Annotated in this window: 23 protein-coding genes, 1 pseudogene and 1 other annotated feature; of the genes and pseudogenes, 18 read left to right on the top strand and 6 right to left on the bottom strand. The window is 58.2% G+C overall.

The window, feature by feature from the left end; genetic code table 11:
- The first annotated feature begins 8 nt into the window (after positions 1 to 8).
- The 5 genes from H9Q75_RS05220 (at position 9) to H9Q75_RS05200 (ending at position 6,339) form a co-directional block, all read left to right on the top strand.
- Positions 9 to 1,220: a CaiB/BaiF CoA transferase family protein gene (locus H9Q75_RS05220; protein ID WP_186565127.1), complete on the top strand. Its 1,212-nt coding sequence runs from the start codon at positions 9 to 11 to the stop codon at positions 1,218 to 1,220.
- A 107-nt stretch (positions 1,221 to 1,327) separates the two neighbouring features.
- Entirely contained in the window at positions 1,328 to 2,188 is an 861-nt protein-coding gene (locus tag H9Q75_RS05215; RefSeq protein WP_186565126.1) for a 3-hydroxyacyl-CoA dehydrogenase family protein, read from the top strand.
- Between the two features lie 17 nt (positions 2,189 to 2,205).
- The gene (locus H9Q75_RS05210; protein WP_186565125.1) at positions 2,206 to 3,432 is read left to right on the top strand and encodes a thiolase family protein; all 1,227 of its coding nucleotides are present in this window, start codon (positions 2,206 to 2,208) and stop codon (positions 3,430 to 3,432) included.
- Between the two features lie 54 nt (positions 3,433 to 3,486).
- A complete protein-coding gene (locus tag H9Q75_RS05205) occupies positions 3,487 to 4,797 on the top strand; it encodes a GntP family permease (protein WP_186565124.1) in 1,311 nt (436 codons plus the stop codon).
- Positions 4,798 to 4,899: 102 nt separating this feature from the next.
- Positions 4,900 to 6,339 (top strand): sodium:solute symporter family protein, encoded by a 1,440-nt coding sequence (locus H9Q75_RS05200; RefSeq protein ID WP_186565123.1) that lies wholly within the window; start codon positions 4,900 to 4,902, stop codon positions 6,337 to 6,339.
- Positions 6,340 to 6,394: 55 nt separating this feature from the next.
- On the opposite strand, the gene H9Q75_RS05195 is transcribed toward H9Q75_RS05200, so the two are convergent.
- Together H9Q75_RS05195 and H9Q75_RS05190 are read right to left on the bottom strand one after the other, a co-directional pair.
- Positions 6,395 to 7,771 carry a sigma-54-dependent transcriptional regulator gene (locus tag H9Q75_RS05195; protein ID WP_186565122.1) on the bottom strand — a complete coding sequence of 459 codons (1,377 nt, stop codon included), beginning with the start codon at positions 7,769 to 7,771 and terminating at the stop codon, positions 6,395 to 6,397.
- 49 nt (positions 7,772 to 7,820) lie between these two features.
- Positions 7,821 to 9,272 carry an ATP-binding protein gene (locus H9Q75_RS05190; RefSeq protein WP_186565121.1) on the bottom strand — a complete coding sequence of 484 codons (1,452 nt, stop codon included), beginning with the start codon at positions 9,270 to 9,272 and terminating at the stop codon, positions 7,821 to 7,823.
- 154 nt (positions 9,273 to 9,426) lie between these two features.
- Between H9Q75_RS05190 and H9Q75_RS05185 the strand changes: the two genes are divergently transcribed.
- From H9Q75_RS05185 to H9Q75_RS05125, 13 genes are all read left to right on the top strand, one after another.
- Positions 9,427 to 9,783, top strand: coding sequence for a helix-turn-helix domain-containing protein (locus H9Q75_RS05185; protein WP_186565120.1), 357 nt, complete (start codon positions 9,427 to 9,429; stop codon positions 9,781 to 9,783).
- A 178-nt stretch (positions 9,784 to 9,961) separates the two neighbouring features.
- Positions 9,962 to 10,855, top strand: a complete 894-nt coding sequence (gene era / locus H9Q75_RS05180; RefSeq protein WP_186565119.1) for a GTPase Era — start codon at positions 9,962 to 9,964, stop codon at positions 10,853 to 10,855.
- A gap of 12 nt (positions 10,856 to 10,867) precedes the next feature.
- A complete protein-coding gene (locus tag H9Q75_RS05175) occupies positions 10,868 to 11,425 on the top strand; it encodes a hypothetical protein (protein ID WP_186565118.1) in 558 nt (185 codons plus the stop codon).
- 240 nt (positions 11,426 to 11,665) lie between these two features.
- Entirely contained in the window at positions 11,666 to 12,418 is a 753-nt protein-coding gene (gene recO / locus H9Q75_RS05170; protein WP_186565117.1) for a DNA repair protein RecO, read from the top strand.
- Between the two features lie 148 nt (positions 12,419 to 12,566).
- A complete protein-coding gene (locus H9Q75_RS05165) occupies positions 12,567 to 13,013 on the top strand; it encodes a GNAT family N-acetyltransferase (protein ID WP_186565116.1) in 447 nt (148 codons plus the stop codon).
- Positions 13,014 to 13,174: 161 nt separating this feature from the next.
- Positions 13,175 to 13,383, top strand: a binding site (T-box leader).
- 46 nt (positions 13,384 to 13,429) lie between these two features.
- A complete protein-coding gene (locus H9Q75_RS05160) occupies positions 13,430 to 16,078 on the top strand; it encodes a valine--tRNA ligase (protein ID WP_186565115.1) in 2,649 nt (882 codons plus the stop codon).
- 170 nt (positions 16,079 to 16,248) lie between these two features.
- Positions 16,249 to 16,998 carry a hypothetical protein gene (locus H9Q75_RS05155; RefSeq protein ID WP_186565114.1) on the top strand — a complete coding sequence of 250 codons (750 nt, stop codon included), beginning with the start codon at positions 16,249 to 16,251 and terminating at the stop codon, positions 16,996 to 16,998.
- A 97-nt stretch (positions 16,999 to 17,095) separates the two neighbouring features.
- A complete protein-coding gene (locus tag H9Q75_RS05150) occupies positions 17,096 to 17,401 on the top strand; it encodes an STAS domain-containing protein (protein ID WP_186565113.1) in 306 nt (101 codons plus the stop codon).
- A gap of 16 nt (positions 17,402 to 17,417) precedes the next feature.
- On the top strand, positions 17,418 to 17,861 hold the full coding sequence (gene spoIIAB, locus H9Q75_RS05145; RefSeq protein WP_186565112.1) for an anti-sigma F factor: 444 nt from the start codon (positions 17,418 to 17,420) through the stop codon (positions 17,859 to 17,861).
- A complete protein-coding gene (locus H9Q75_RS05140; protein WP_186565111.1) occupies positions 17,858 to 18,571 on the top strand; it encodes a sigma-70 family RNA polymerase sigma factor in 714 nt (237 codons plus the stop codon). The genes spoIIAB and H9Q75_RS05140 overlap by 4 nt, the downstream gene beginning before the upstream one ends.
- Positions 18,572 to 18,821: 250 nt before the next feature.
- Positions 18,822 to 19,172 carry a hypothetical protein gene (locus H9Q75_RS05135; RefSeq protein ID WP_186565110.1) on the top strand — a complete coding sequence of 117 codons (351 nt, stop codon included), beginning with the start codon at positions 18,822 to 18,824 and terminating at the stop codon, positions 19,170 to 19,172.
- On the top strand, positions 19,135 to 20,100 hold the full coding sequence (locus H9Q75_RS05130; RefSeq protein WP_186565109.1) for a glycosyltransferase family 2 protein: 966 nt from the start codon (positions 19,135 to 19,137) through the stop codon (positions 20,098 to 20,100). The genes H9Q75_RS05135 and H9Q75_RS05130 overlap by 38 nt, the downstream gene beginning before the upstream one ends.
- A complete protein-coding gene (locus H9Q75_RS05125) occupies positions 20,084 to 20,485 on the top strand; it encodes a GtrA family protein (protein WP_186565108.1) in 402 nt (133 codons plus the stop codon). Before H9Q75_RS05130 ends, H9Q75_RS05125 begins: the two co-directional genes overlap by 17 nt.
- Before the next feature lie 557 nt (positions 20,486 to 21,042).
- On the opposite strand, the pseudogene H9Q75_RS12960 reads toward H9Q75_RS05125, so the two are convergent.
- From H9Q75_RS12960 to H9Q75_RS05105, 4 genes and pseudogenes are all read right to left on the bottom strand, one after another.
- A pseudogene (locus H9Q75_RS12960) lies at positions 21,043 to 21,516 on the bottom strand (collagen-like domain-containing protein); the annotation flags it as partial.
- 224 nt (positions 21,517 to 21,740) lie between these two features.
- Entirely contained in the window at positions 21,741 to 22,700 is a 960-nt protein-coding gene (locus tag H9Q75_RS05115) for a branched-chain amino acid ABC transporter permease (protein WP_186565107.1), read from the bottom strand.
- Positions 22,697 to 23,560, bottom strand: a complete 864-nt coding sequence (locus H9Q75_RS05110) for an ABC transporter permease subunit (protein WP_186565106.1) — start codon at positions 23,558 to 23,560, stop codon at positions 22,697 to 22,699. Before H9Q75_RS05110 ends, H9Q75_RS05115 begins: the two co-directional genes overlap by 4 nt.
- The gene (locus tag H9Q75_RS05105) at positions 23,557 to 24,390 is read right to left on the bottom strand and encodes a phosphoenolpyruvate hydrolase family protein (RefSeq protein WP_186565105.1); all 834 of its coding nucleotides are present in this window, start codon (positions 24,388 to 24,390) and stop codon (positions 23,557 to 23,559) included. Before H9Q75_RS05105 ends, H9Q75_RS05110 begins: the two co-directional genes overlap by 4 nt.
- Between the last annotated feature and the right edge of the window lies 1 nt (position 24,391).

Here is a 24,391-nt window from a genome sequence, read left to right as displayed (position 1 = left end):
AGACAAGTATGAGCAGTATTTTTGAAGGCCTGAAGGTTCTGGATTTTACCAATAATGCCGCCGGGCCCCTGACCTGTTCCCTGCTGGCCGACTACGGCGCGGATGTCATCAAGATTGAACGCCCTGTGGTAGGCGACGACGTGCGGGGCTTTGCCCCACGGCTGGAGGGTGAATCCCTGCCGTTCCTGTGGCTTAACCGTGGCAAGCGCTCTGTGGAGATCGCCCTGGATGACCCCGAAGGCGTGGAGATGGTCAAAACGCTGATTAAGGGAGCCGACGTGATTGTAGAGGCGTTTAAGCCCGGCGTTATGAAGAAATTTGGCCTGGACTATGAAAATGTGGCGGCCATTAAGCCGGATGTAATCTATTGCTCCATTTCGGCGTTCGGACAGAGCGGTCCCTATTCCAAGAAACCTGGCTATGACCTGATTGCCCAGGCCCTCAGCGGACTGATGGATATTACCGGCGACCCCAATGGGGAGCCGGTCAAGTCCGGATCTATTCTGGGCGATTATGTGGGCGCCATTAACGCTTTCGGTTGTATCTCCGCCGCCCTGTACCACCGGCAGAATACCGGCGAGGGCCAGCATATCGACGTGAGCCTCTGTGACGGCTTGGTGGCGCTCAACAACTGTGTGGAGCCCTCCTTTACGGCAAAAAAGCCCATGACCCGCATGGGCAACCACAGCTTCTCCCTGTGCCCCTACGGGGTATACCCCGGCAAAAACGGCCAGAGCATGATCATCTGCGCTCCGGCCAATAAGCTGTGGTTCAAGCTGTGCGACCTGATTGGAAAGCCGGAGCTGGGCCAGGAGCTGAATACTGCGGCCCTGCGCATCGCAAATCTGGATAGGATCATTGGGGAAATTCAGCAGTGGGCCTCCCAGTATGACGATATCGCCGAGGCGGTAAAAGTGTTGGATGAGGCAGGAATTCCCTGCTGCAAAGTGCAGACCACGGCGGAAGTGATTCAGGACGAGCACTTCCGCAGCCGCGGTTCTATCTGCGATATGCCCACCACGGCAAGTCTTCAGGCGCACGGTGTACCCACCATCCCGGCCAGAGGTCCCTGGAACCACTTCTCCAAGACTCCGGCTGTCTACAAGGGCGCTCCGGTGTTAGGGGACGGAAACTTCGAGATTTTGGAAGGCTGTGGCTATTCACATGAATACATTGAGTCCCTGGAAAAGAAATGGGCTGAGCAGGTAAAGTCGAAATAAGCGGTCCTCTTTCCTAAGATTTGTCCTTGGGCCAGGTGCGGGATAACGGTATCCCGCACCCGGCCGGGGCACATGGGAGAGTAGCAGCATAAGGAGGCAACAAGGAATTGAAAGAGATTAAAAAGGTATGTGTGGCAGGCGGCGGCCAGATGGGTAAGCAGATTGCACTGTGCGCGGCTATCAATGGATTTGATGTCTGGATTACCGACACACTGCCCCAGGTGGCAGAGAAGCTCCAGCCCTGGGCGGAGGAGTACCTGGCAGGGCGGGTGGCCAAGGGGAAGCTGACTCAGGAAGCGGCTGCGGCTGCCGACGCGCGTTTTCATGTGGCTTCCTCCCTGGAGGAGGCTGCCGAAGGTGCGGATCTGGTGATTGAGGCAATTTTGGAGGACCAGCAGATCAAGGAAGATTTTTTCCGCAAGGTGAGCGCTTTGGTAAGCGAGGATACGATTATTGCCACGAATTCCAGCTTTATGGCCTCGTCCTTGTTTGTCCACTGTGTGACAAACCCCGCACGGCTGGCAAATTTCCACTATTTCAATCCTGCACTGGTGATGAAGCTTATTGAGGTGGTCCAGGGTCCCCATACCAGCCAGGATACGATAGATTCTCTGATCGCCTTTGCCAAGGCCAACGGCAAGACCCCCATCTGGGTAAAGAAGGAGATTGAGGGTTTCATTGCAAACCGAATTGCCAAAGCGGTGAGCGTGGAGGCCTTCTGGCTGGCGGAGCAGGGCTACGCTACGCCGCAGGATATCGACACGGCGGTGGAAAACGGCCTGAATTATCCCCTTGGGCCCTTTAAATTGCTGGACTTTGCAGGCATTGACATCGCATTCAACACCCGCAAACGGGAGTATGAGGCTACCGGAAAAAAGTCCGTGGGGTATGACCTGCTGGAAGCCAAGGTTAAGGCAGGCAAACTGGGGCGCAAAACCGGAAAGGGCTTCTACGAGTATCACAAATAAGAACTGAGGGAGAAAACATGAACGGATTAAACGAAGTTGTGGTGGCCGCCTACGGCCGCTCCGCTGTGGGGCGGGCCCGTAAGGGCGGGCTGGCATTTGCGCACCCGGTAGACTTTGGCGCCCAGGTGCTTCGAGGCGTGCTGGACCGGGTACCCGCCCTCGATCCCGCCGATATTGACGACGTAGTGGTGGGGTGCTCCAATCCCAGCGGCAAGCAGGGCTCGAATATAGCACGGCAGATCGTTCTGCGGGCCGATCTGCCGGTCAGTATTCCGGCGGAGACCGTGTGCCGCTTTTGCTCTTCCGGTCTGCAGGCGATTTCCATCGGTGCTAACGCCATTATGACCGGTCAGGCCCAAGTGGTGGTGGCCGGCGGCGTGGAGTCTATGTCGGCCCTGCCCATCAATATGGGGCTGGACGACCGCAGCCCCTGGCTAGTGGAGCACAAGCCAAACTCCTTGGTGCCGATGGGAGGTACGGCGGAGAATGTGGCTGAGGCTTATGGCGTGACCCGGGAAGAGATGGATGCCCTAGCGGTAGAGAGTCACAAGCGGGCCGCCGCTGCCCAGGCCGCGGGGAAATTTGACGGTGAAATCATCCCTGTGGAAGTACCGGATGCCGAAGGAAGCACCGTGGTCTTTTCACGGGACGACGGAATTCGCCCGAATACTACCATGGAGAGTCTGGCCGGGCTAAAGACCGTGTTTAAAGAGAATGGCACGGTAACTGCCGGAACCTCTTCTCAGACTAGCGACGGAGCCGGGTTCCTGGTGCTCATGTCCCGGGAAAAGGCGGACGCCTTGGGGATTGAACCCATTGCCCGCTTTCTGGCCTACGCTGTGGCGGGGGTGGAGCCCCACCTGATGGGCATCGGGCCCATCTATGCGGTTCCAAAGGTTATGAAGCTCACCGGACTGAAAATTGCAGACATGGATGTGATCGAACTAAACGAGGCCTTCGCCGCACAGGCAATCCCCTGTATCAGGGAACTGGGATTGGATATGGCCAAGGTCAACCCCAACGGCGGCGCTATGGCCCTGGGCCATCCGCTGGGCGCCACTGGTGCCATATTGAGCTGCAAAGCCCTGGCTGAACTGGAGCGTACCGGCGGTCGGTATGCACTGATCACGATGTGTGTGGGCGGCGGTATGGGCGCAGCCGGAATTTATGAAAGGTTGCCCCAAAAAAGAAAACTGCTTACAGAGTCTGATCTACCCAATGGTTTCTGCTGTGGGACAATCTAATCCTGCACCGAGCCTAAAAGAGAGAAGAAAGCGTATTTTGAGAGGAGAGAACATATGGAAATTGTCAGTCTGATTGGTATTGCCGCCGGCCTGGTGCTCTTTATCTTCTGTTGTGCCAAAGGCGTAAACCTGGTGGTGTCCGGCTTCCTGGGGGCACTGGTCATCATCGTAACCTCTGGCAACCCCATTCTGGAGGGAATTACCTCCACTTGGGCCGCCGGGTTTTCTGGCTTTATTAAGTCCTATTTCCTGATCTTTATTTTGGGCGCCCTGTTCGGCAAGACCCTGAGTGCCAGCGGGGGCGCCAAACGCATCGCCATCGCCGTCTATCACCTGTGTGGAAAGAGCAAGAAGAACGCTAGATTCCTGGCCGCCCTCTTTGTGCCCATTATGTATGCCATTCTCAGCTATGTGGGCGTCAGCGGCTTTGTGATTGTATACACGGTTATGGACATCGCCATCGAGGTGTTCCGCCGCAATAATCTGCCCTGGAGAATGTACTGCTACGGCGGCGCCACCTGCCTGTTCACCATGATGATTCCGGGTAACCTGCAGCTGGTTAATATTGCGGCTGCCAATATCTGTGGCACAGATATTTCCTCTGGCGCCGTCATGGGCATCGTCAGCGGCGGCCTGTGCTTCCTGTTTGAAATCCTTATTATCTTCTGGGATGTAAAGCGTTCCGAAAAGCGGGGCGAGGGCTTTATGGATACTGGGGCTGCGATTGCTGCCTCCCTGGAAGGTGGCATTGACGACGACGTATCCAAACTGCCCAGCCTGATTCAGTCCATTATTCCCATCCTGGTTATGGTCATTACCGCAGCTGTGCTGAAGTGGAATATTATCATCTGTGTGGCCTTGGGCATCCTTCTGTGCTTTGTAGCCATGCCCGGCCGGATCAAAAAACCCTGGGAGGTTATCACCGCGGGTGTCAGCAGCGGCTTTACCCCTATTCTGGGCGTATCTGCGGCCAGTGCTGTGGGAACCTGCCTGAAGGCCTCCCTGGGCTACACGGTGCTGACTGAGTGGCTGCACCAGATCCCCTCCCTGTACGGCGGCTGCATCATGATCATTGTACTTAGCTTCTGTACCGCCTCCTCCACTGGCGGCATCAACGCTATCGGGCCTGATGCTTTTGCGCTCTTTACCGAGGCGGGGCTCTCCCCGGCCACCTCTCATCGCCTGATGATGAGCAGTATCTTTACCAGTATCCCACCCCATTCTTCCGGTCCAGTCAACTGCATGAATGTGTGCAAGATTCGCTATGGCGCCGGTATCTGGTGTTATATCCGGACCAACTTCATCGGCTGCGGCGCAGCATTTCTGATTACCCTTCTCCTGGTCAAGTTTGGCGTATTTGTGTAACCTCCGACATCAAAGACCTCCAAAATGATATGAGCTGCGGCCGGGCATATGCCCGGCCGCAGTGGATAATACAAAATATGAGAATGGTCAGGTGATAAGGTTATGGCAAATCTGCCTTTGATCATGGTAGTTGTCTATCTGGCGGTTACTATGGCGATCAGCTTCTACTTTGTCAAAAAGAATAACGACTCCAAGTCTTTTTCCGTAGCTGGCGGTGCCCTCACCCTTCCGGCGGTGGTGGCCATGTTGTTTTCCGAAATGATTGCCGGCTCCGGCACCATCGGCAATGCCACCACGGGGTTTACCACGGGGTTTTCCTCAGTGTGGGCCAATTGGGGCATGTGTCTGGGGTGTATTTTCTTTGTCGTATTTGTAGGCCGTTTTTATAAAGCGATGGGTACCCGTTACGGCGTCATGTCCGTGCCGGAGGCCTATGAAAAACTGTTCGATTTCCGATGCCGTATGGTGCTGCTGGTGGTCATCGTATTGGTATATGGCATCCTCTTTTCCACTCAGGCTAAAGCGGCAGCCGCTATCCTGGCTCCTATGCTGGGGGTGAGCACCACTGTGATGACACTCATTGTGGCAATACTTTTTGTAGTGGTCACGGTAGTGGGAGGAATGAAGGGGATCGCCTCGATGAATCTGCTGCACTCCTTCGTCATGTACCTGGGGGTTTTTATCATCGCCTTTCTGGCGCTTCGCCTGGTAGGCGGACCGCAGGTGCTGGTGGATACGCTGCCCAGCACGTATTTCAGTTTTGGACAACCGGACTGGCTGACCACCATCGCCTCTGCCATTGGCACAGCGTTCTCCTATCTGGCAGCGGCAACTACCGTGAGCGCGGTCTTTACCGCCAAATCCGTGAAAACAGCCAACCGCGGCTGCATTATTGCCGGGTTCCTGATTGTGCCCTTTGCCATGGCGCCCTCCCTTATTGGCATCTGCGGAAAGGTGCTTCTGCCGGACGCGGCTGCAGGCAGCATTATTTATACTGTAGCAGCCCAGCTGGGGCCCTTTTTCAGCGGGCTGATCAGTATGGCGATTCTGGCGGCAATCTGGTCCACCGGGCCGTCTCTACTGTTGATTGTGAGCACTACCATTACCCGGGATTTCTATCGTGGGGTGATCAATAAAGACCCCACCGACCGGCAGGAGCTCAACTGTACCCGTCTGGTAGCGGTTATCGTGGGTATCGGGGCCAGTTTGCTGGGCATGGGCGCCGGATCTATCCTGGGCTCCATGTTGGGGGCCTTCCAAATCCGCTCTGTCGTGGGGCTGGTATTGGTGGTGGCTCTGTTCTGGAAGCGGGTCAACTCCCGTTCTGCGTTCTGGGCCATGCTCATCGGCGGTATCGTGGCGGCGGGCTGGTTTTTCGGCGGAAACCCCTTCGGTATCTCTGCTTTCTGGCCTGCTGCGGCTGTCACCCTGATTGTCCTGATTCCCCTCTCCCTGACAAACAGGGAGCCGGTTTCCCAAGAGCATCTGCGCTATACTGAGGCGCTGGAATATACAAGGAAACAGGAGCAGGCAAAGGTCTGAGCGCTCCCAGTAGAAAAATGGGTTCTGTACGGAGAAAAGGTACAGAGCCCATTTTTCAGCTCTGACGAAAGGAAGAACCCAGCACGCGGGGCGTCAGCAAACCGTATTTTTTCAGTTTATACTGGAGGGTACGCCGGGAGATGCCCAGTAACTTGGCTGTGCTCTCGCGATTTCCGCCGCACTGCTCCAAGGCGGCAGTGATGGCGGATATTTCTGAGCGTTCTGTGGCCCGTTGCATAAGGGCGGCCTCCTCGCCTCGTGAGGAGGCATTGCCATAAATGCGCAGAGGAAGGTCGGAAGGCTTCAAATATCTGCCGTCACAGAGAATCAGAGCACTCTCAAGAGCGTTCTCAAGCTCCCGCAGATTGCCCGGCCAGTGGTAGCCGCACAGTGTGTCAAAAAAAGCCGGTTCCACTTCGGGAAGTGGAACCCCCAGGGCCTGGGCGCGGCGCCGGAGGATATCTTGGGATAGTGGAGGAATGTCCTCCCTCCTCAGGCGGAGAGGTGGGATTTCAATACGGACCACGTTCAGGCGGTAGTACAGATCCTCGCGGAAGATACCGTTTTTGACTGATTCCTCCAGATTCTCATTGGTGGCCGCCACAATTCTCGCGCGTACGGGGATACGTTCTGTACCCCCAACCCGGAAAAAATACCTCTCTTGAAGTACGGTGAGCAGCCGGGTCTGGAGGTGATGGGGAAGCACGCCGATCTCATCCAAAAAGATGGTGCCTGCGCCCGCCTGTTCGAATTTACCCTTTTGGCGGCTGACAGCTCCGGTAAACGCCCCCTTTTCATAGCCAAAAAGCTCGCTTTCCATAAGGTTCTCCAGCATTGCGGCACAGTCTACCAGCATAAACGGCTCCTTGGCGCGGTTGCTGGAGTAGTGGATCATCTTGGCGGCAACCCCTTTTCCGCTGCCGTTTTCCCCGGTAATCAGCACTGTAGCACCAGTATCCTTTACCCGGTCTATCGTGTGGGCCACCAAGGTCATAAGCCGGTTGTTGGAAGGCGAAAGCCGGGTGATGGCATCCGCCGCAGCTGCGGAACCCTGTCTGGGCGGGAGATGCTCAGAGGATTTGGCCAACTGGGCAATTTTATCCATCAAAATTTTGAGGGCGAAGGGCTTTTGCAGATAGTCGTTGGCTCCAAGCTTCATCCCCTGCACGGCACCCTCAATGGAGGCGTAGGCGGTAACCAGAATGATATTGCAGCGCTGATCGCGGCGGCGAATTTCCTGTAGAATATCATAGCCGGATTTGTGGGGCATGTTGATGTCCAGAATTACCATGTCGAATTGGAGCCTGCAGAAATGATCCATGGCTCGGCTGCTGTCTGACTCTGCCACCACTTCATAGCCCTTCAGCTCCAGTTCCTTTTTCAGAATACGCAGGAAGACGATTTCGTCATCTATCAGTAAAATGTGAAACATAGTGCGCTCCTCTCTGGGATAATTGGTGGAAGGAATGAGGAAAGAGGGCCTATCGGACGGGGAAAGACAGGGCGAAGGTGGTTTGTACCCCGGGGTCAGACCTTACCTCAATTCCAGCATGGTAGTGCTGGAGGAGCCGATGGCTCAGATAAAGCCCTACACCCGTCCCCTGAGGCTTTGTGGTATAAAAGGGGGAAAAGATATCCTGGAGGTGCTCCGGTGGGATACCAGGGCCGTTATCGGAGATATCCACCAGCAGGGTGCGATCCTGTTCCGACAGGCGGGTGGAGATGGTGATGACACCGCTGCTTTCGATGGCCTGCACGGCGTTCAGGATGATATTGAGAAACACCTGATACAGGTCGCCGCTTTTGGCAGTCAGCGGCGGGAGGTTTTCCGCCAGATCAGCGTGGATGGAAATGTCCTTGTAGAGCTTCTGGCGGGAGATGACCTGGATGCAGGTGGACAGGATGTCGTTGATGTTCACAAAGGAGGAGGTGTCCTCTGTGGATACGCTGCAGTAGGAGAGCATTTGATTGAGAATAGCGTTGATGCGGTCGACCTCCAGGCCGATATCCTGCAGAAGCTCATCCTGTTCCTGGGAGCCGGGTCTGTGCTGGAGCAGGTATCCAGTACAGCTGCGGATGTTCATTAGAGGATTTTTGATATCATGAGAGAGTCCCAGAGCAATATCACTGATAAATTTATATTTTTCAATTGACTCGTTTTGCAGCTGCACCAGGTAAGATTTGGACATGTCGTTGCAGATGAGAATTACACCGCAGACGGCCTTCTTGCTGTTGTGCAGGGGGGAGACTGCAATAGAGAAAATTTTGTCCTGCTCAGGCGGGCGAAGGGGGATACCGTTTAAAAACTGTCTGCGCTCCGTGGAAATGGCGCGCTGAATACAGGCCCGCAGCTGCTCCATTCGTTCAAAGCGGAGCATGGAAAAGCTATAGCGATCAGTTTGTACATCCCGGGCAAAGAGTTGCTTGCACTTGGCATTGTAGGAGATGACAATTTTATCCAGATCCAGCACCAGAACATAGGAGTCAATGCCATCAATGACGCTGGACAAGTACTCATGTGTCTGGATCAGCTCGTTGTTTACCACCAGTGCGCTATAACTTTTTTTATTGTATATCTGGAACCATTGCAGATCACTGTCAGAAAAGTTTGCTCCCTTTTTGGCAAAATAATAGTAGACGTTGTAGGAGGTATCCCGTCGAATCAGAAAATAGGCGAAGTGGACATCTTCATAGAAAAGTGTACCGTAATGATTATCCCGGCGGAGCAGTTCGGCCCTGTGTGCCTCCAGTGCTCTGGAGGGCAGGTCGTGCCCCAGCCCTCCGCAGTCATTTTCAGCCTCGATAATGGTTCTGCCGGAGTGGAGCACCACTACGATGGAAGCCCAGGATAAGCCAAGCAGACGGTAAATTCCAGAATTTTCTAAAATCTGAACAGAGTTTCTGGAAATGCAGCTGTAATCACTAAATAGCACAAAGAACACCTCGCTTTTTATTTTCTAACAGGTTGGAAGCTTAAGGAAAATTTGGCCAAAAAATTAATTTAAGACCTAATCGGATATATAAAATATTTTAACATAACCTAATCGGATATACAATAAATTTAAAAAATCCGATTAGGTGAATTGTATGAAATTGGACTATCAGGCAATTGGCAGACAGATTCGTCGCTTAAGGAAGAAACATGGCTGGACTCAGCAGAGGTTGGCGGAGTTGGCCGGTCAGGAGCCATCCAATATTTCTCACATTGAACGTGGTGCAACTAAGCTGGGGCTGCCCACACTGGTCAGCATCGCCAATGCGCTGGGAGTGACTGCGGACAATCTGCTGTACGAAAGCCTCGAAAAGTCCAGACCGTTTTTTGAGCAGGAGATTGCAGATATGCTGTTAGACTGCTCTGATGAGGAGATACGACTTTTCTTTTACACGATTAAGTCGCTTAAGGAGAGCCTGCGTACTTGCGGTTATTACGCTTCCAAACCATAATTTGTCTAGGCTGCGCATGCGTGGCCTAGACGTTCTGTTTGATTGGGACAGTAAGAGGGCGTTCCGCGCATCTTGCATTCTATTGTAGCTATTTACCTGAAAATATGGTATGCTAAACAAAATATAGAACAACGGGGATCGTAGAGGACAAATGGTTCAAGAAAGTTGAGGATCACCTATGGAAGTGAAAAAAAGCGGCATGATTACCATCTGTGGCCGGCCGAATGTGGGAAAGTCTACCCTGACCAACGCCCTGGTGGGAGAAAAGATTGCCATTGTCACCAATAAGCCCCAGACCACCCGCAACCGCATCTGTGCCATCCTGAACCGGGGAGAGTGCCAGTTCGTCTTTCTGGACACGCCGGGCCTGCACAAGGCCCGCACCCGCCTGGGGGACTATATGGTCAAGGTGGTGCAGGAGAGCGTGGCTGACGTGGACGCGGTGGTGCTGCTGGTGGAGCCCATTGCCAATATTGGCGCGCCGGAGGCGGAGCTGATTGCCCGCATCAAGGCCCTGAAGGTGCCGGCAGTGCTGTGCATCAACAAGATCGACACCGTCCGGAAGGACGAGCTGCTCTCCGTGATGCAGGTCTACGGCCAGGCCCACGAATTTGCGGCCATCGTGCCCATCTCGGCCCGGGCAGGAGAGGGCGTGGAGGAGCTGCTGGGCGTGCTGGCCCAATTCCTGCCAGAGGGGCCCCAACTCTTCCCGGAGGATATGATTACCGACCAGCCGGAGCGGCAGATCTGCGCGGAGATCGTGCGGGAGAAGCTGCTGCTGTGCCTGGATAAGGAGATCCCACATGGGACCGCGGTGGAGATCACCCGGTTTTCCGAGCGGGAAAACGGGATGCTCGACCTGGACGCCACCATTTACTGTGAGAAGGAGAGCCACAAGGGCATCATCATCGGCAGAGGGGGCGCCATGCTGAAAAAGATATCCACCCTGGCCCGGGAGGATATGGAGCGCTTTATGGGCACAAAGGTCTATCTGCAGACCTGGGTAAAGGTAAAGGAAAACTGGAGAGACAATCTCAACCTGATCCACAACTTTGGCTACCGGGACGAATAGGGGAGACAGAGTATGAGCGAGACGAATGAAAAGAGCGTGCCGGTCAAGCGCAACCGGCTGGGGATGATTTTGGTGCTGGCGGTGATTGCGGTCATCGGCACCGTCATGCAGGGCAGGGGCTACCAACCCGCCGTCTGGGAGGGGGACACCATCGCCAGCAGCTTTTTGGGGATTCAATTCACGCTGCCGGAGCAGTGGGAAAAGGTGCTGGACGAGCAGGAGATCCGTGCGGTTGAGGAGCAGTCCAAGGTCCGGGAGCGCTATTGTCAGTTCATGGCGCGCTCGGACGACGGCGCCTCCTCCATCGCACTCCTGGTGGAAAAGACGGACATCACGCCGGATGAGCGGATGGAGTCGCTGGCCGGGGAAGGGGACGAGCGGCTGGAGGCCTTGATGGTGGCCGGAGCGCCCTTCCAGGTCCTGCGGAGCAGCGGCGGAACAGAGGACGCCTACACCCTCTGCTGCACGGCCCAGGGCTACCTGGTAAGCATTCTGATCCACGTTCCCTCCGGGGAGGACATACAGTCCCTGCTGGGCTGCTTTGCGCCCTACACGCCGGAAAAAAAGTGACGTAAATTTTACCGTTCATAAAGGGCTGCCGCCTGTGCCAAGCTAAAGACGGAAGGGAGGCGGCAGCAGATGGAAGCGCACAACCTGTGGAAGCTCTTTTTGCAGACCGGCCTGCCGGAGGCATACAGCCTGTACCGCCTGCTGATGCGGGCGGAGCAGGAGGAGAACGGCGAAAAGTCAGCGTAAACAACGGGGCGGACCGCAGGGTCCGCCCCGGAACGGTACATAGGGAGTGTAAGTATGCATATCAACGCCAAGGGCCTGGTGCTGCGGGCGGTGGATTATAAGGAGACGGATAAAATCCTCACCGTGCTCACGGATGAGGGGGGCAAGCGCACGGTAAAGGCCCGGGGCTGCCGCCGGAGGGGCAGCCGGCTGGCCGCCGCGGCGCAGCTGCTGGTCTATTCCGATATGACCCTCTTTGAGTACCGGGACTACTATACCCTCAACGAGGCGGAGACCCTGGAGCAATTCCTGGGGGTGCGCACCGATGTGGCGCTGCTGTCCCTGGGCTCCTATTTCGCCGAGGTGATGGAGGCCGTGGCCGAGGAGGGGCGGGGAGAGCCGGCGCTCCTGTCCCTGATCCTCAACTGCCTGTACGCCCTGGATAAGCTGAAAAAGCCCCCCGCCCTGGTGAAGGCGGCCTTTGAACTCAAGCTCATGTGTCTGGCCGGGTACCAGCCGCTGCTGGACGCCTGCGCCGTGTGCGGCGCGCCGCAGCCGGATGAGCCCATGTTCCATCTGGGCGAGGGGGTGCTCTGCTGCCGGCGCTGCCTGGAAGGCGCCGGGGCGGGCCAGGTGCGCCCCCTGGACCAGGCGAGCTTGGCCGCCATGCGCCATGTGGTGTACGGGGACCCCAAGAGGCTCTTTTCCTTTCCCATCGGCCCGGCGGGGCTGGAGCGGCTAGGCAGCGCCTGCGAGGATTTTATGCTTACCCAGCTGGACCGGGGCTTCCGCACCCTGGAGTTCTACCGCCGGATGGAGGGAGGCTAGGCGGACAAAACATGTAGGAAAAGCCGGCGCCCTTTTGCCTTTTGGAGTGATGAGTGATGACCTCGTCAATTTTACTATACGTTGATTGAAGCAAAAAAAATGATAATGTAAGTAAAGAAATAAATTATGGTTTGTGGAGGTGAAGAACATGAAGATTATAGTGGTAAAAAACAGAACCTCATTTTTGATTGAACAATTGTTAAAAGTGTGGGAAAGTTCTGTTAAAGCAACTCATTTGTTTTTATCAAGTGATGAAATGAACAATGTGAAGCAGTATGTGCCACAAGCATTAAATGGTGTTCCTGTTTTAATTGTTGCAGAAAATGAGCATGGAAATCCAGTAGGATTTATGGGAGTTGCAGAAAGAATACTTGAAATGTTATTTGTTTCAAATGAAAGCAGAGGACATGGGATAGGGAAACAACTATTACAATATGGTATTGAAGATTATTCAATAAATGAACTTGCTGTCAATGAGCAAAACCCTGCTGCAAAAGGATTTTATGAGCATATGGGATTTGAAGTTTATAAAAGAACAGAATTGGATGAACAAGGAAATCCTTATCCGTTATTGTATATGAAAAGAAATTGGTAAACTGGGATTGATCGAGCAGTTGTTATCTGTGATATACCTCCTTTCGTTACTTCGACGAAAGGAGGTTATTTATAATCTGAATCAGTCCAAAAGGTAAAGGGGAAAAAGCTGGCACCCCTTGACATTTCCCGCATCTTTGCATATACTTATCAGCGTTATCGACAACGGCTTGGATGGGAAAGAGTACCCACGCGCGGGGTGCAGAGAGAGGACGGCTGGTGAAAGTCCTCCCGCGTGCGCGGAGAACGTGATCCCGGAGCTTCGCCCCCGAACGGAGAGTAAGGGGCGGCGGGTCCTCCCGTTACAGAGGCAAGAGTGCCCCGCAAGGGGAATTCAGGTGGTACCGCGGACAATTTTGTTCGCCCTGAGCAAATGCTTGGGGCGAATTTTTATGCCCCGAAAAGGAGAGAAAGACGTTGAACAAAGAATTGCCAAAGGTCTATGAGCCCCAGGAGGTAGAGGGCCGCATCTATGAGATGTGGGAGAAGAACGGCTGCTTTGTGGGGCGCCGGGACCCTGAGAAGAAGCCCTTCACCATCGTCATGCCGCCCCCCAACGTCACCGGCCAGCTGCACATGGGCCACGCTATGGACTGCACCCTGCAGGACATCCTGACCCGCTTTAAGCGTATGCAGGGCTATGCCGCCCTGTGGGTCCCCGGCACGGACCACGCGGGGATCGCCACCCAGATCAAGGTGGAGGAGGACCTGCGGGAGAACGAGGGCAAGACCCGCTACGACCTGGGCCGGGAGAAATTCCTGGAGCGGGTGTGGGAGTGGAAGAACAAGTTCGGCGACCGCATCGTGGCGCAGCAGAAGAAGATGGGCGCCTCCTGCGACTGGTCCCGGGCCCGCTTCACCATGGACGAGGGCCTGTCCAACGCGGTGCGCCACGTGTTCGTTTCCCTGTATGACCAGGGCCTGATCTACAAGGGCAGCCGTATCATCAACTGGTGCCCCCACTGCGTTACCGCCCTGAGCGACGCGGAGGTGGAGTACAAGGAGAAGCCCAGTCACCTGTGGTACCTGAAATACCCCATCGTGGGCGAACCCGGCCGCTTTGTGGTGGTGGCCACCACCCGGCCCGAGACCATGCTGGGCGACACCGGCGTGGCAGTCAACCCCAATGATGGGCGCTATCAGGACTTGGTGGGTAAAAAGTGCCTGCTGCCCCTGATGAACAAGGAAATTCCCATTGTGGCCGACGAGTATGTGGACCTGGAGTTCGGCACTGGCTGCGTGAAGATGACCCCCGCCCACGACCCCAATGACTTCGAGGTGGGCCTGCGCCACAACCTGGAGTCGGTGCGGGTGCTGGACGACAACGGCAGGATTAATGAAAACGGCGGCAAATATGAGGGCCTGGACCGCTATGAGGCCCGCAAGGTCATCCTAGACGAGCTGACCGCCCTGGACCTGGTGGAGAAGATCGAGGACCTGAACCACAACGTGGGCACCTGCTACCGCTGCGGCACCGATGTGGAGCCTATCATCTCCGCCCAGTGGTTCGTGAAGATGGAGCCCCTGGCCAGGGAGGCCCTGCGGGTGGTCAACGACGGGAAGGTCAAATTTGTTCCCGACCGCTTCTCCAAGACCTACACCAACTGGATGGAGAACGTCCACGACTGGTGCATCTCCCGGCAGCTGTGGTGGGGCCACCGCATTCCCGCCTGGTACTGCGACGACTGCGGTCAAATGACCGTGGTCGAAACCGATCCGACGGAGTGCAGGCACTGCGGCTCCAGGCGCATCCACCAGGAGGAGGACGTGCTGGACACCTGGTTCTCCTCCGCTCTGTGGCCCTTCTCCACCCTGGGCTGGCCTGAGGAGACCGAGGATTACAAGTATTTCTACCCCACCGACGTGCTGGTCACCGGGTACGACATCATCTTCTTCTGGGTGGCCCGGATGATCTTCTCCGGCTGTGCCCACACGGGGAAACCGCCCTTCCACACCGTGCTCATCCACGGCCTGGTGCGGGATGACAAGGGCCGCAAGATGTCCAAATCCCTGGGCAACGGCATCGATCCCCTGGAGATGGCGGAGAAGTACGGCGCGGATGCCCTGCGCTTCAATCTAATCACCGGCAATTCCCCCGGCAACGACATGCGCTTTTACACCGAGCGGTGCGAGGCCATGCGCAATTTTGCCAATAAGATCTGGAACGCCAGCCGCTTCGTGATGATGAACCTGACCATCACAGAGAACACGCTGCCCGAGCGTCTGGAGCTGGAGGACAAGTGGATTCTCTCCAAGCTCAACAGCCTGATCCCCGACGTGACCGACAACATGGAGCGCTATGAGCTGGGCGTGGCCGCCCAGAAGGTGTACGACTTCATCTGGGACTCCTACTGCGACTGGTATATCGAACTGACCAAGACCCGCCTGCAGGGGGACGACGAGGACTCCAAGGTCCGGGCCCAGCAGGTGCTGTGCTATGTGCTCACCGAGACGCTGAAGCTGCTCCACCCCTTCATGCCCTTCATCACCGAGGAGATCTGGCAGGCGCTGCCTCACAGCGGCGATTACCTGATGCTCCAGCAGTGGCCGGAGCACCACGCCACGCTGGACTTCCCCGAGGAGGAGCGGGCCATGGAGCTCATCATGGATGCCATCCGGGCCGTGCGCACCCGCCGGGCGGAGATGAACGTGCCCCCCTCCAAGAAGGCCCACCTGACCGTTGCTACCCTGGAGCAGGCGGTGTTTACCGCCGGCATCCCCTTCCTCAAGCGCCTGGGCTACGCCAGCGACGTGACTCTGGAGGGCATGGCAGAGAGCGGCTCCAGCGCCGACGCGGCCGCCCGGGGCATGGTGGAGGTCATCACCCACGCCGCCCGCCTGTTCATGCCCCTGGCCGACCTAGTGGACCTGGACAAGGAGCGCGCCCGCATCGCCAAGGAGCTGAAAAAGAACCGGGAGGAGCTGGCCAAGCTGGAAACCAAGCTGGGCAACCCGGGCTTTGTAAACAAGGCCCCCGCCAACGTGGTGGAGGCCGAGCGGGAGCGCTGTGAAAAGCTCAAGTCCTTCATCGCCAAGCTGGAGGCCTCCGAGACTTCTTTGAACTGATCCGGGCAAGAAACGCCGCCAACCAGGACGGTTGGCGGCGTTTCTCCGCGCCTTTCGGCGCTTTTTGGCCCAGTTTGCCGATTTGCGTCCCATGGCTCCGGTTGTGAAAAGGGACAAAGAGGGATACAATAAAAAGAAATGAAATTTCGAATGAGAAAGGGGGGCAAGCTTTGAAGCGACTGATTCCGTTTGTGGCGGTGCTGATGCTGCTGGCTGGCTGTGCTCAGGCGGGGGTGACCGGGACCGGGGCTCCTGCGGCATCGCCTCTGGCGCCGGAGGAGACGGAGGATTCTTCAACTTTTTCGCCGGCGCCGGAGCAGACCCCGGAGACAGAGGCCACGCCGCTCCCCACCCCGGTGCCCACACCCGCCGCCACACCCGGGCCGACTTCTCCCACCGCGGCGCCTGAGCCCTCTCCGGAGGAGAGCCCGCAGCCCGAGGAGGAGGGGCCGGATGACGAGACCGTGCTGGCCTGCTATCGCCGGGCGGTGGAGGCCTACCGCTGGTTTCAGGCGGAGAGCATGCCCTATGACCCGGCGGACAGCCGGACGGAGGGGGATGTGGTCTATTACCGGGTGGACTATCCCGGCATTGCCGCCCTGTCCGATCTGCGGGGATATCTGAAAAGCCTGTTTTCCGATGAGCTGGTGGACCAGCTGCTTCCGGCAGCGGGAAGGCAGTATGTGGATCTGGACGGCGTCCTGTACGTGAGTCCCGGCGCGCGGGGGGACGATCTGACCAAGGGGGCGGAAACCCGACAGGTGCTCCGGGACGGCGCGGAACGCAGGCTGGTCCAGGTAACGGTGGAACAATTGGATCCGGAACAGGATTTTGCCGTGGTGGGGAGCGAGACCTACGAGTTTCCCTACGAAAAGGTGGGGGAGACGTGGATCTTTACCGACTTTTCCCTTGTTCGGTAGCCCGTTCGACAGAATGGGACCGCGAAATTGCGCTATAATCGCTGTATTCCAGAAAATGGAATACAGCGATTTTTTTATGCAGACGGAGGGACAAGCCATGGCAGTGACCTGTACAGGGGAGAACCGGGTAATGACGGCGGCTATTTCCGGCGAGGTGGACCACCACCGGGCCAAAGAGATTATGGATGAGCTGGACCGACAGATTGGGGCGGGTCTGCCCCGGGTGCTCACCGTGGATCTGGGGGGCGTGACCTTTATGGACAGCTCCGGCATTGCGGTGCTTTTGCGCGCCCACCGGCATCTGGCCGCTTTGGACGGCCGGATCCGGGTGGTCAACATCCCGCCTCAGGCGGCCAAGCTGCTGAAAGCGGCGGGCATCGACCGCCTGATGAGTTTTGTATAAGGAGGAACTACATAAGATGAAACCGACCAATGAAGCGGCCATTACCTTCCTCAGCCGCTCTGCCAACGAGGGCTTTGCCCGTACCACGGCGGCCTGCTTTGCCGCGCAGCTGGATCCCACCCTGGAGGAGATCAACGATATCAAGACCGCCGTCAGCGAGGCGGTGACCAACTGCATTGTCCACGCCTATCCGGACCGGCTGGGCAAGGTGTCCATGCGGCTGCGCCTGTTTTCCGACCAGCTGCTGGAGATCCAGATCAAGGACTGGGGCGTGGGGATCGCCGACGTGGAGCAGGCCCGTGCTCCGCTGTTCACCACCGGGGGCGAGGAGCGCTCGGGCATGGGTTTCACCATTATGGAGAGTTTTATGGATGGAGTAAAGGTGCGCTCCACCCCTGGAAAGGGGACCACGGTAACCCTGCGCCGGCGCATTTCCATCCGCTTGGGGGGAAGCGTGTGAGCGTGGCGGATACCCCTGAGCTGCTGGAGGAAGCCCGCCGGGGGGATAATGACGCCTGCGCGCAGCTCATGGAGGAGAACGCGGGGCTCATCTGGAGCATTGTGCGCCGTTATTACGGGCGGGGCGTGGACCCGGAGGACCTGTATCAATTGGGCTGTCTCGGCTTCCTGAAGGCGGTGCGGGGGTTCGAGCCAGGATTCGGCTGTCAGTTCTCCACCTATGCGGTGCCCAAAATTGCCGGGGAAATCCGGCGCTTTCTCCGGGACGACGGGGTGGTCAAGGTCAGCCGTACGCTCAAGGAACGGGCCGGGATGGTCCGGTCCGCCCGGGAGCGGCTGGCGGCCCAGTTGGGCCGGGAGCCGAGCCTGTCAGAGCTGGCCGCCGAAACCGGCCTGGAGCCGGAGGATATTGCCGCCGCCGAGGAGGCCAGCCAGCCGGTGGCCTCCCTGCAGATGGAGACCGAGGATGGCTTTACCCTGGAGAGCGTACTGGGCACCGAGGGAATGGAGGAGGGTATGGTGGAGCGCCTGGCCCTGCGGGGGGCGGTGGAATCTCTGCCCGAGCGAGAGCGGCAGGTGATCGCCCTGCGCTATTTCCGCAGCCTGACCCAGGAGCGGGCGGCCAGGGTGCTGGGGGTGAGCCAGGTGCAGGTCTCCCGCCTGGAGCGCAGGGCCGTGGAGCACCTGCGGCAGAAGCTGATGGATCGGTAAAACGGGGAATCCGGACCCTGGGCTGATATGTTAAAATAAAATGCAGAAGTCCCGGGACTTCTCTTATCTGGATGCGCCAGATAAGAATTCCTTTGGAGACAGGAGCTGGCCGGGGTACACACACTTTTGGGAGTTTGATATCCTCGGCAGCCCTCTGCGTGCAGACGTGCCCGGAATACAATTCAGGTGCGTTGCACACTTTGTTGGAACTGAGAGGTTCCTTTTTTCGTCTAAAAGGGGTATAATGACTATGCTGTGTGAGATCGGTGCCCGACGCCTGACCCGCGTGATGTTGGCGCTTTTTATCGTGCTGTGTGCTGTGGCGCTTGGGAGGGGGCTCACCAAACAGGCGCTGTGCTTTGCGGCCTTTGCCCTGGCTCTGGGGGTTCTGGCACTGATGCGCCTAGCGTTTCCACCGCTGGTGCGCCTTGGTCCGGGCCTGACCGCCGCCCAGCTGCTGGTAGAGGTGGCGGGGCGATATCATTATTCCATCATTCCCATGCTTCTGCCCATGGGGCAGTATACTTGGATTGGACCGATTAAAGAGAAAGAAGGAACGAGAAATGCCGGACATCCTTTACGTTGTGGTCCCGTGCTATAATGAGGAAGAGGTGTTGCCCGAGACGGCGCGCCGCCTGCGGGCCAAGCTGGAGGCGCTGATGGCGGCGGACAGAATCGCGTCGGCCAGCCGGGTGCTTTTGGTCAACGACGGCTCCAGGGACCGGACGTGGGAAACCATTGAGGCCCTGCACCGGGACTGCGCGCTTTTCTCCGGCGTCAACCTGACTCGAAACCGGGGGCATCAGAACGCCCTGCTGGCCGGGCTGATGACCGCCAAGGACCGCTGTGACATGGCCATCTCTATGGACGCGGATCTGCAGGACGATATTAACGCGGTGGACGCCATGCTGGACCAGTATTATGCCGGGTGCGACATCGTCTACGGCGTCCGTTCCAGCCGGGAAAAGGATACTTTTTTCAAGCGCTTTACCGCCGAGGGCTTTTACCGCGTGATGAACAAGCTGGGGGCGGAGACCGTGTTCAACCACGCCGACTACCGCCTGATGTCCCGCCGGGCCCTGGAGGGGCTGGAGCAGTTTAAGGAGGTCAACCTCTTCCTCCGGGGCATCGTGCCAATGATCGGTTACACCACCGCCACGGTGGAGTATGAGCGGGGGGAGCGTTTTGCCGGGGAGAGCAAATACCCGCTGAAGAAGATGCTCGCCTTTGCCATGGAGGGCATCACCAGCCTGTCCACCAAGCCCATCCGGTACATCACATTGCTGGGGGTGCTCATTTTTCTGGTGAGCCTTGTGATGCTGGTGGTGTTTATCGCTCAGTGGGCCCTGGGGATGACCGTGGCCGGCTGGGCCAGCGTCATCTGCTCCGTGTGGGCCATCGGGGGGCTGATCCTGCTCTCTCTGGGCGTCATCGGGGAGTATATCGGAAAGATCTATCTGGAGACCAAGGGGCGGCCCCGCTTTTTGATCCGCCAGGTGCTGGAGGATGAAGATGGCCAAGCTGATTGATAAAAGCATCCCCAAGTTTCTGCTGGTGGGGGTGGGCAATACCCTGCTGTCCATGGTGCTCATGTTTCTGCTGGAGGGGCTGGGCTATTGGCCCTCCACCGCCATTGCCTATGTGGCCGGCGCGGTGATGAGCTTTTTTCTCAACCGCTCGTTTACCTTCAAGAGCGAGGAGACCCTGAAGCGCTCGGCGGTGAAATTCGCGGTCAATGTGGCGGTGTGCTATGTGCTGGCCTATGCCCTGGCCCAGCCCATCGCGGGCTGGGTGTTGGGACGCACCAGCCTGTCCCGCCTTTGGCAGGAGCGGCTGACCAAGCTGGGCGGCATGTGCCTGTATACAGTGCTCAACTATTTTGGACAGCGCTTTTTCGCCTTTCGCAAGGGGTAGGGCGATTTCTAAAGAGACGGCATTGGCCGCCCGAAAGGGCGGCCAATGCCGTTTTTTGCAGATTTGGATCAGGCGACCGTGAGGGATACATCGTCCAGGTCAATGGACTGAGAACCCTGGGCCGCGACGGTGAAGCGGATTCTCACACTGACCGTGTCGTTGGGCGCAAGCCCCGTGATGCCGCGGTAATAGGCGAATTCGCGGTTGTCGTTGGGCAGGTCCTGGGCGCGTATGGCGATGGTGAGGCTGTCGGTGACCGCGTCCTCCGCATTGAGGAAGGAGACCGTGGCGGTCAGCGCCGCGTTGGCCCCCTCGCTCCTGGCAAAGAAGGAGAAGGCGTAATAGCATCCGCCGTTGATGGAGACACTCTGGCTGAGCACCGTGCCGTCCTCCAGGTTCACGGCGGAATTGCCGGAGTGGACACGCCCCTGCTGGGTGACCTGGCTCACTTGGGTGGCGATGTTGGCGCTCCAACCGGTGGGCACGGTGCCGGAGAAGGACTCCATACCGCCATTGACGGTCAGCTCGCCTCTGGAACGGCAGGGACAGCAGCAGAAACCGGTTGCACCGGTAGCTCCGGTGGCGCCAGTAGGTCCAGTAGGGCCGGTAGGTCCAGTCGGCCCGGCCACACCATCCGAGCCTGTGGCGCCCCGGGGGATAACAAAGTCCAGAATATGATTCGGGCTTCCGCTTACATCGGTAACCGAGGCGTCAGTACCCGGCTCGCCGGTGGTGGTGTTGCGTACCGTAATTGTATCCGCAGTGCCTTCAGAGCCGGTCGCCCCGGTAGGCCCTGTGGGCCCGGTCGGCCCCGTGGGACCAGTAGGTCCGGTCGCCCCGGTAGCGCCGGCTGCCCCAGTAGTCCCGGTTGCGCCAGTGGGCCCGGTCGGTCCGGTAGCGCCGGCTGCCCCAGTAGTCCCGGTTGCGCCAGTGGGCCCGGTTGGCCCGGTGGGACCGGTAGAACCTGTTACACTGGGCCCAGTGGGTCCGGTAGGTCCGGTAGGTCCGGTGGGCCCGGCCGGTCCAGTAATCGAGCACACGGTTACCGTGGCGCACTGAGGCGGCGATGGGGGACAGCAGGGATTGCAGGAGTTGCTGGAGAAAGGAGCAAGGCCTTTGCCTTGGTAGATATTCATAATGGCATAACCTCCAGCACATCGTATGCCGCAGGGCGGGCCGGTGTGCACGGACGAAAAAAGGGGAGACCTCTCTGTTTTGAAGAGAGGTCTCCCCTTCCTGCGGATATGTGATAGGGTCATGGCGCGGCGCCAGCCTTCTTGGTTCTGCGGCCGCGAAGCTTAAGGCCCAGGAAGCCCTGGGGCAGGCAGAGCACCACGATGATGAAGAATACGCCGATGATGATCTGGTAGCGCTCGGTATACTGGCTGACAAAATCCTGCATGACCAGATAGATGGCCGAGCCCAGCAGCGCGCCTTCCAGCTTCTTGGAGCCGCCCACCAGCACCATGAACATAATCATAATGGAGTTGGTCATCACCAGGGTATTGGGGGAAATCATCGTGTAGAACATGACGGAAAGCATTCCGGACAGTCCGGCCATCAGGCCGGAGAGCAACATAGCCACATAGCGCAGCAGCTGGGTGTTGAAGCCCAGCGCTGCCATCTTGGCGGGGTTGTCCCGCACACCCTGGAGTGCGATGCCGAAGGAGGAGACGGTTACCCGCTTTAGAAACAGGTAGCAGGCCAGCACTACGGCAAAGATCATATAGTACATGGGGGTGCGGGTGGAGAGGAAGGACCAGACTGGGATGGCGGTGGTGCCGCTGAAGCCGCCGGTGAGCTCCACCCACTGGAGAGCCGCCAGATAGAGCATCTGTCCAAAGGCCAGGGTGATCATCAGAAAGTAGTTGCCGGAGGTGCGGATGGCGATCAGGGCGAAAACCGCCGTCACCACCAGAACCATAATAATGCCGAAGACAATGCCCGCGCCGAAGCTCCACCCCAGCTTGGTGGTGGTGATGCCGATGGAGTAGGCAGTCACGCCGAAAAAGCCCATCTGGGCGAAAGAGAGCATACCGCCCAGGCCCATAAGGACATACAGGCTCATGGCCGCCAGCCCCATAAACAGGATGCGGGAGAGCAGGAACACGGAGAAGCTGGACAGGCCCAGGGGAGCCAGGGCCAGCAGCACGATCACGATCAGAATGATCCAGGTACCGATGGGGCGCTTCTGCCGCAGCAAAGGATTGCTCATCGTTTTGCCCCCTTTCCCAGCAGGCCGTTGGGCCGGAAGGCCAGCACCACCATGAGGGCGCCGAAGATGCTGATCATGGACAGGTTGGGGATGAGCGCCTTGGTGATGCTGTCGATGAGACCCACCATCAGCGCGCCCAGAGCCGCGCCGCCCAGACTGCCGATGCCGCCGATGATGACCACCACCAGGGAATAGGTCAGAATCGTGGCGTCAAAGCCCTGGGTAAAGGACATAAAGGTACCGCCCAGCACACCGCTGGTGCCGGCCAGAAAACCGCCCAGAATAAAGACGAAGGTAAAGACCAACTTGATGTTTACGCCCAGGGCGGAGGTCATGGCCTTGTTGTCCACACCGGCGCGAATGTACTGCCCCATGCGGGTTTTGCGGATGAGCAGAAACAGAAGAATGCCCTCCGCGATGGCGATGGCCAGGATGATGATACGGATGAGGGGGTAGCGGGATATGCCCAGATTGATGCTGGTGCGGATGGTGTCGGGTGCCACCACGTTGCGGGGGGTGCCCCCAAAGGCGGCCAGCAGCAGATCGCTGATGATCAGATTGATGCCCAGGGTGAGCAGCGTCTCACGCTGGCTGTCGCCCAGCACCCGCTCGAACAGGGAGATCTTCAGCAAAAGGGCCACCACGGCGGTCACTACGCCGCCGGCGAGGATGCCCAGCAGCCAGCTGCCCGTGCCCTGCTGGACTGTCAGGCCAATGTAGGCGCCCACCAGGTAGAAGATGCCGTGGCTCATGTTGACCACCTGCATTAGGCCAAACACCAGGGTCAGACCGCTGGCGCACATAAAGAGCAGGCCGCCGTAGGTGATGCCGTTCATTGCGATGATAAACGCCTGATTCACCCGGACACCCCTCTCCGTATGGCCTTGAAGGCCACGATCTTTTCCCGCACAGCGCGCTCAGTGGGCACACGCTCGCCGGTGGAGCCGGTGACGTAGCCCATGGCGCGGGTGCGGCGAAAGACCTCCTGCACCGGCGCCACATCGTTCAGCGGTCCCCCGTGAGGCAGCACGGGGATCCGCCGGCCGGTGCGGTCCAGCGCGTGGATGATGCGCTCAATGGTACGGATGGCATCGGACAGGTCAATGGTGGCGGCCCCGCCGGCGCTGCCGCCGCTGGTCACACCGCCTACCATGGCGCCGATCAGGTCCACGCCCGCGTCTGCCATGGCCACGGCCTCCTCCGGGGTGAACACATAGCCCAGCGTGGTCAGGCCCTTGCGGCTGGCAATGCGGATCAGCTCCACCTCGCGGCTGAAGCCGAAGCCGGAGGCCTCCATCTGGCGGCGCAGGTCGCCCTCGTACATGCCCAGGAAGGGCTCGTTGGTGACGCCGGCCGCGCCCAGCTCCACGGCCTGGTCCACCAGGCGCTCCAGGTCCCGGCGGGGGTCGTGGGCGCCCAGGCCCAGGGCCACTGGAATGCCCCCGGCGGCGGCGACTACCTGGGGCGCGATGGAAAAGGCAAGCGCGTTGCAGTCGTCGTAGGGGAGGAAGGCCAGCGCGGTGGGCAGGCCCTGGATGCGGTAGGACGCGGTGTTGTAGGCGCACAGCAGGTCGGCCCCGCCGCCGACTGCGCCCTTGGCGGTCAGGCCGCAGCCTACGCCCGCCACAATGATGCATTCGCCCTGGTCGGCCCGGGCCAGAAGCTGGCTGATATACGTTTCTTTTGTCATG

It is taken from the genome of Lawsonibacter celer (assembly GCF_014281125.1).
Lineage (GTDB): Bacteria > Bacillota > Clostridia > Oscillospirales > Oscillospiraceae > Lawsonibacter_B > Lawsonibacter_B celer.
The sequence above is the reverse complement of the archived record's forward strand: the minus strand, read 5'-3'. Positions and strand labels throughout refer to the sequence as shown.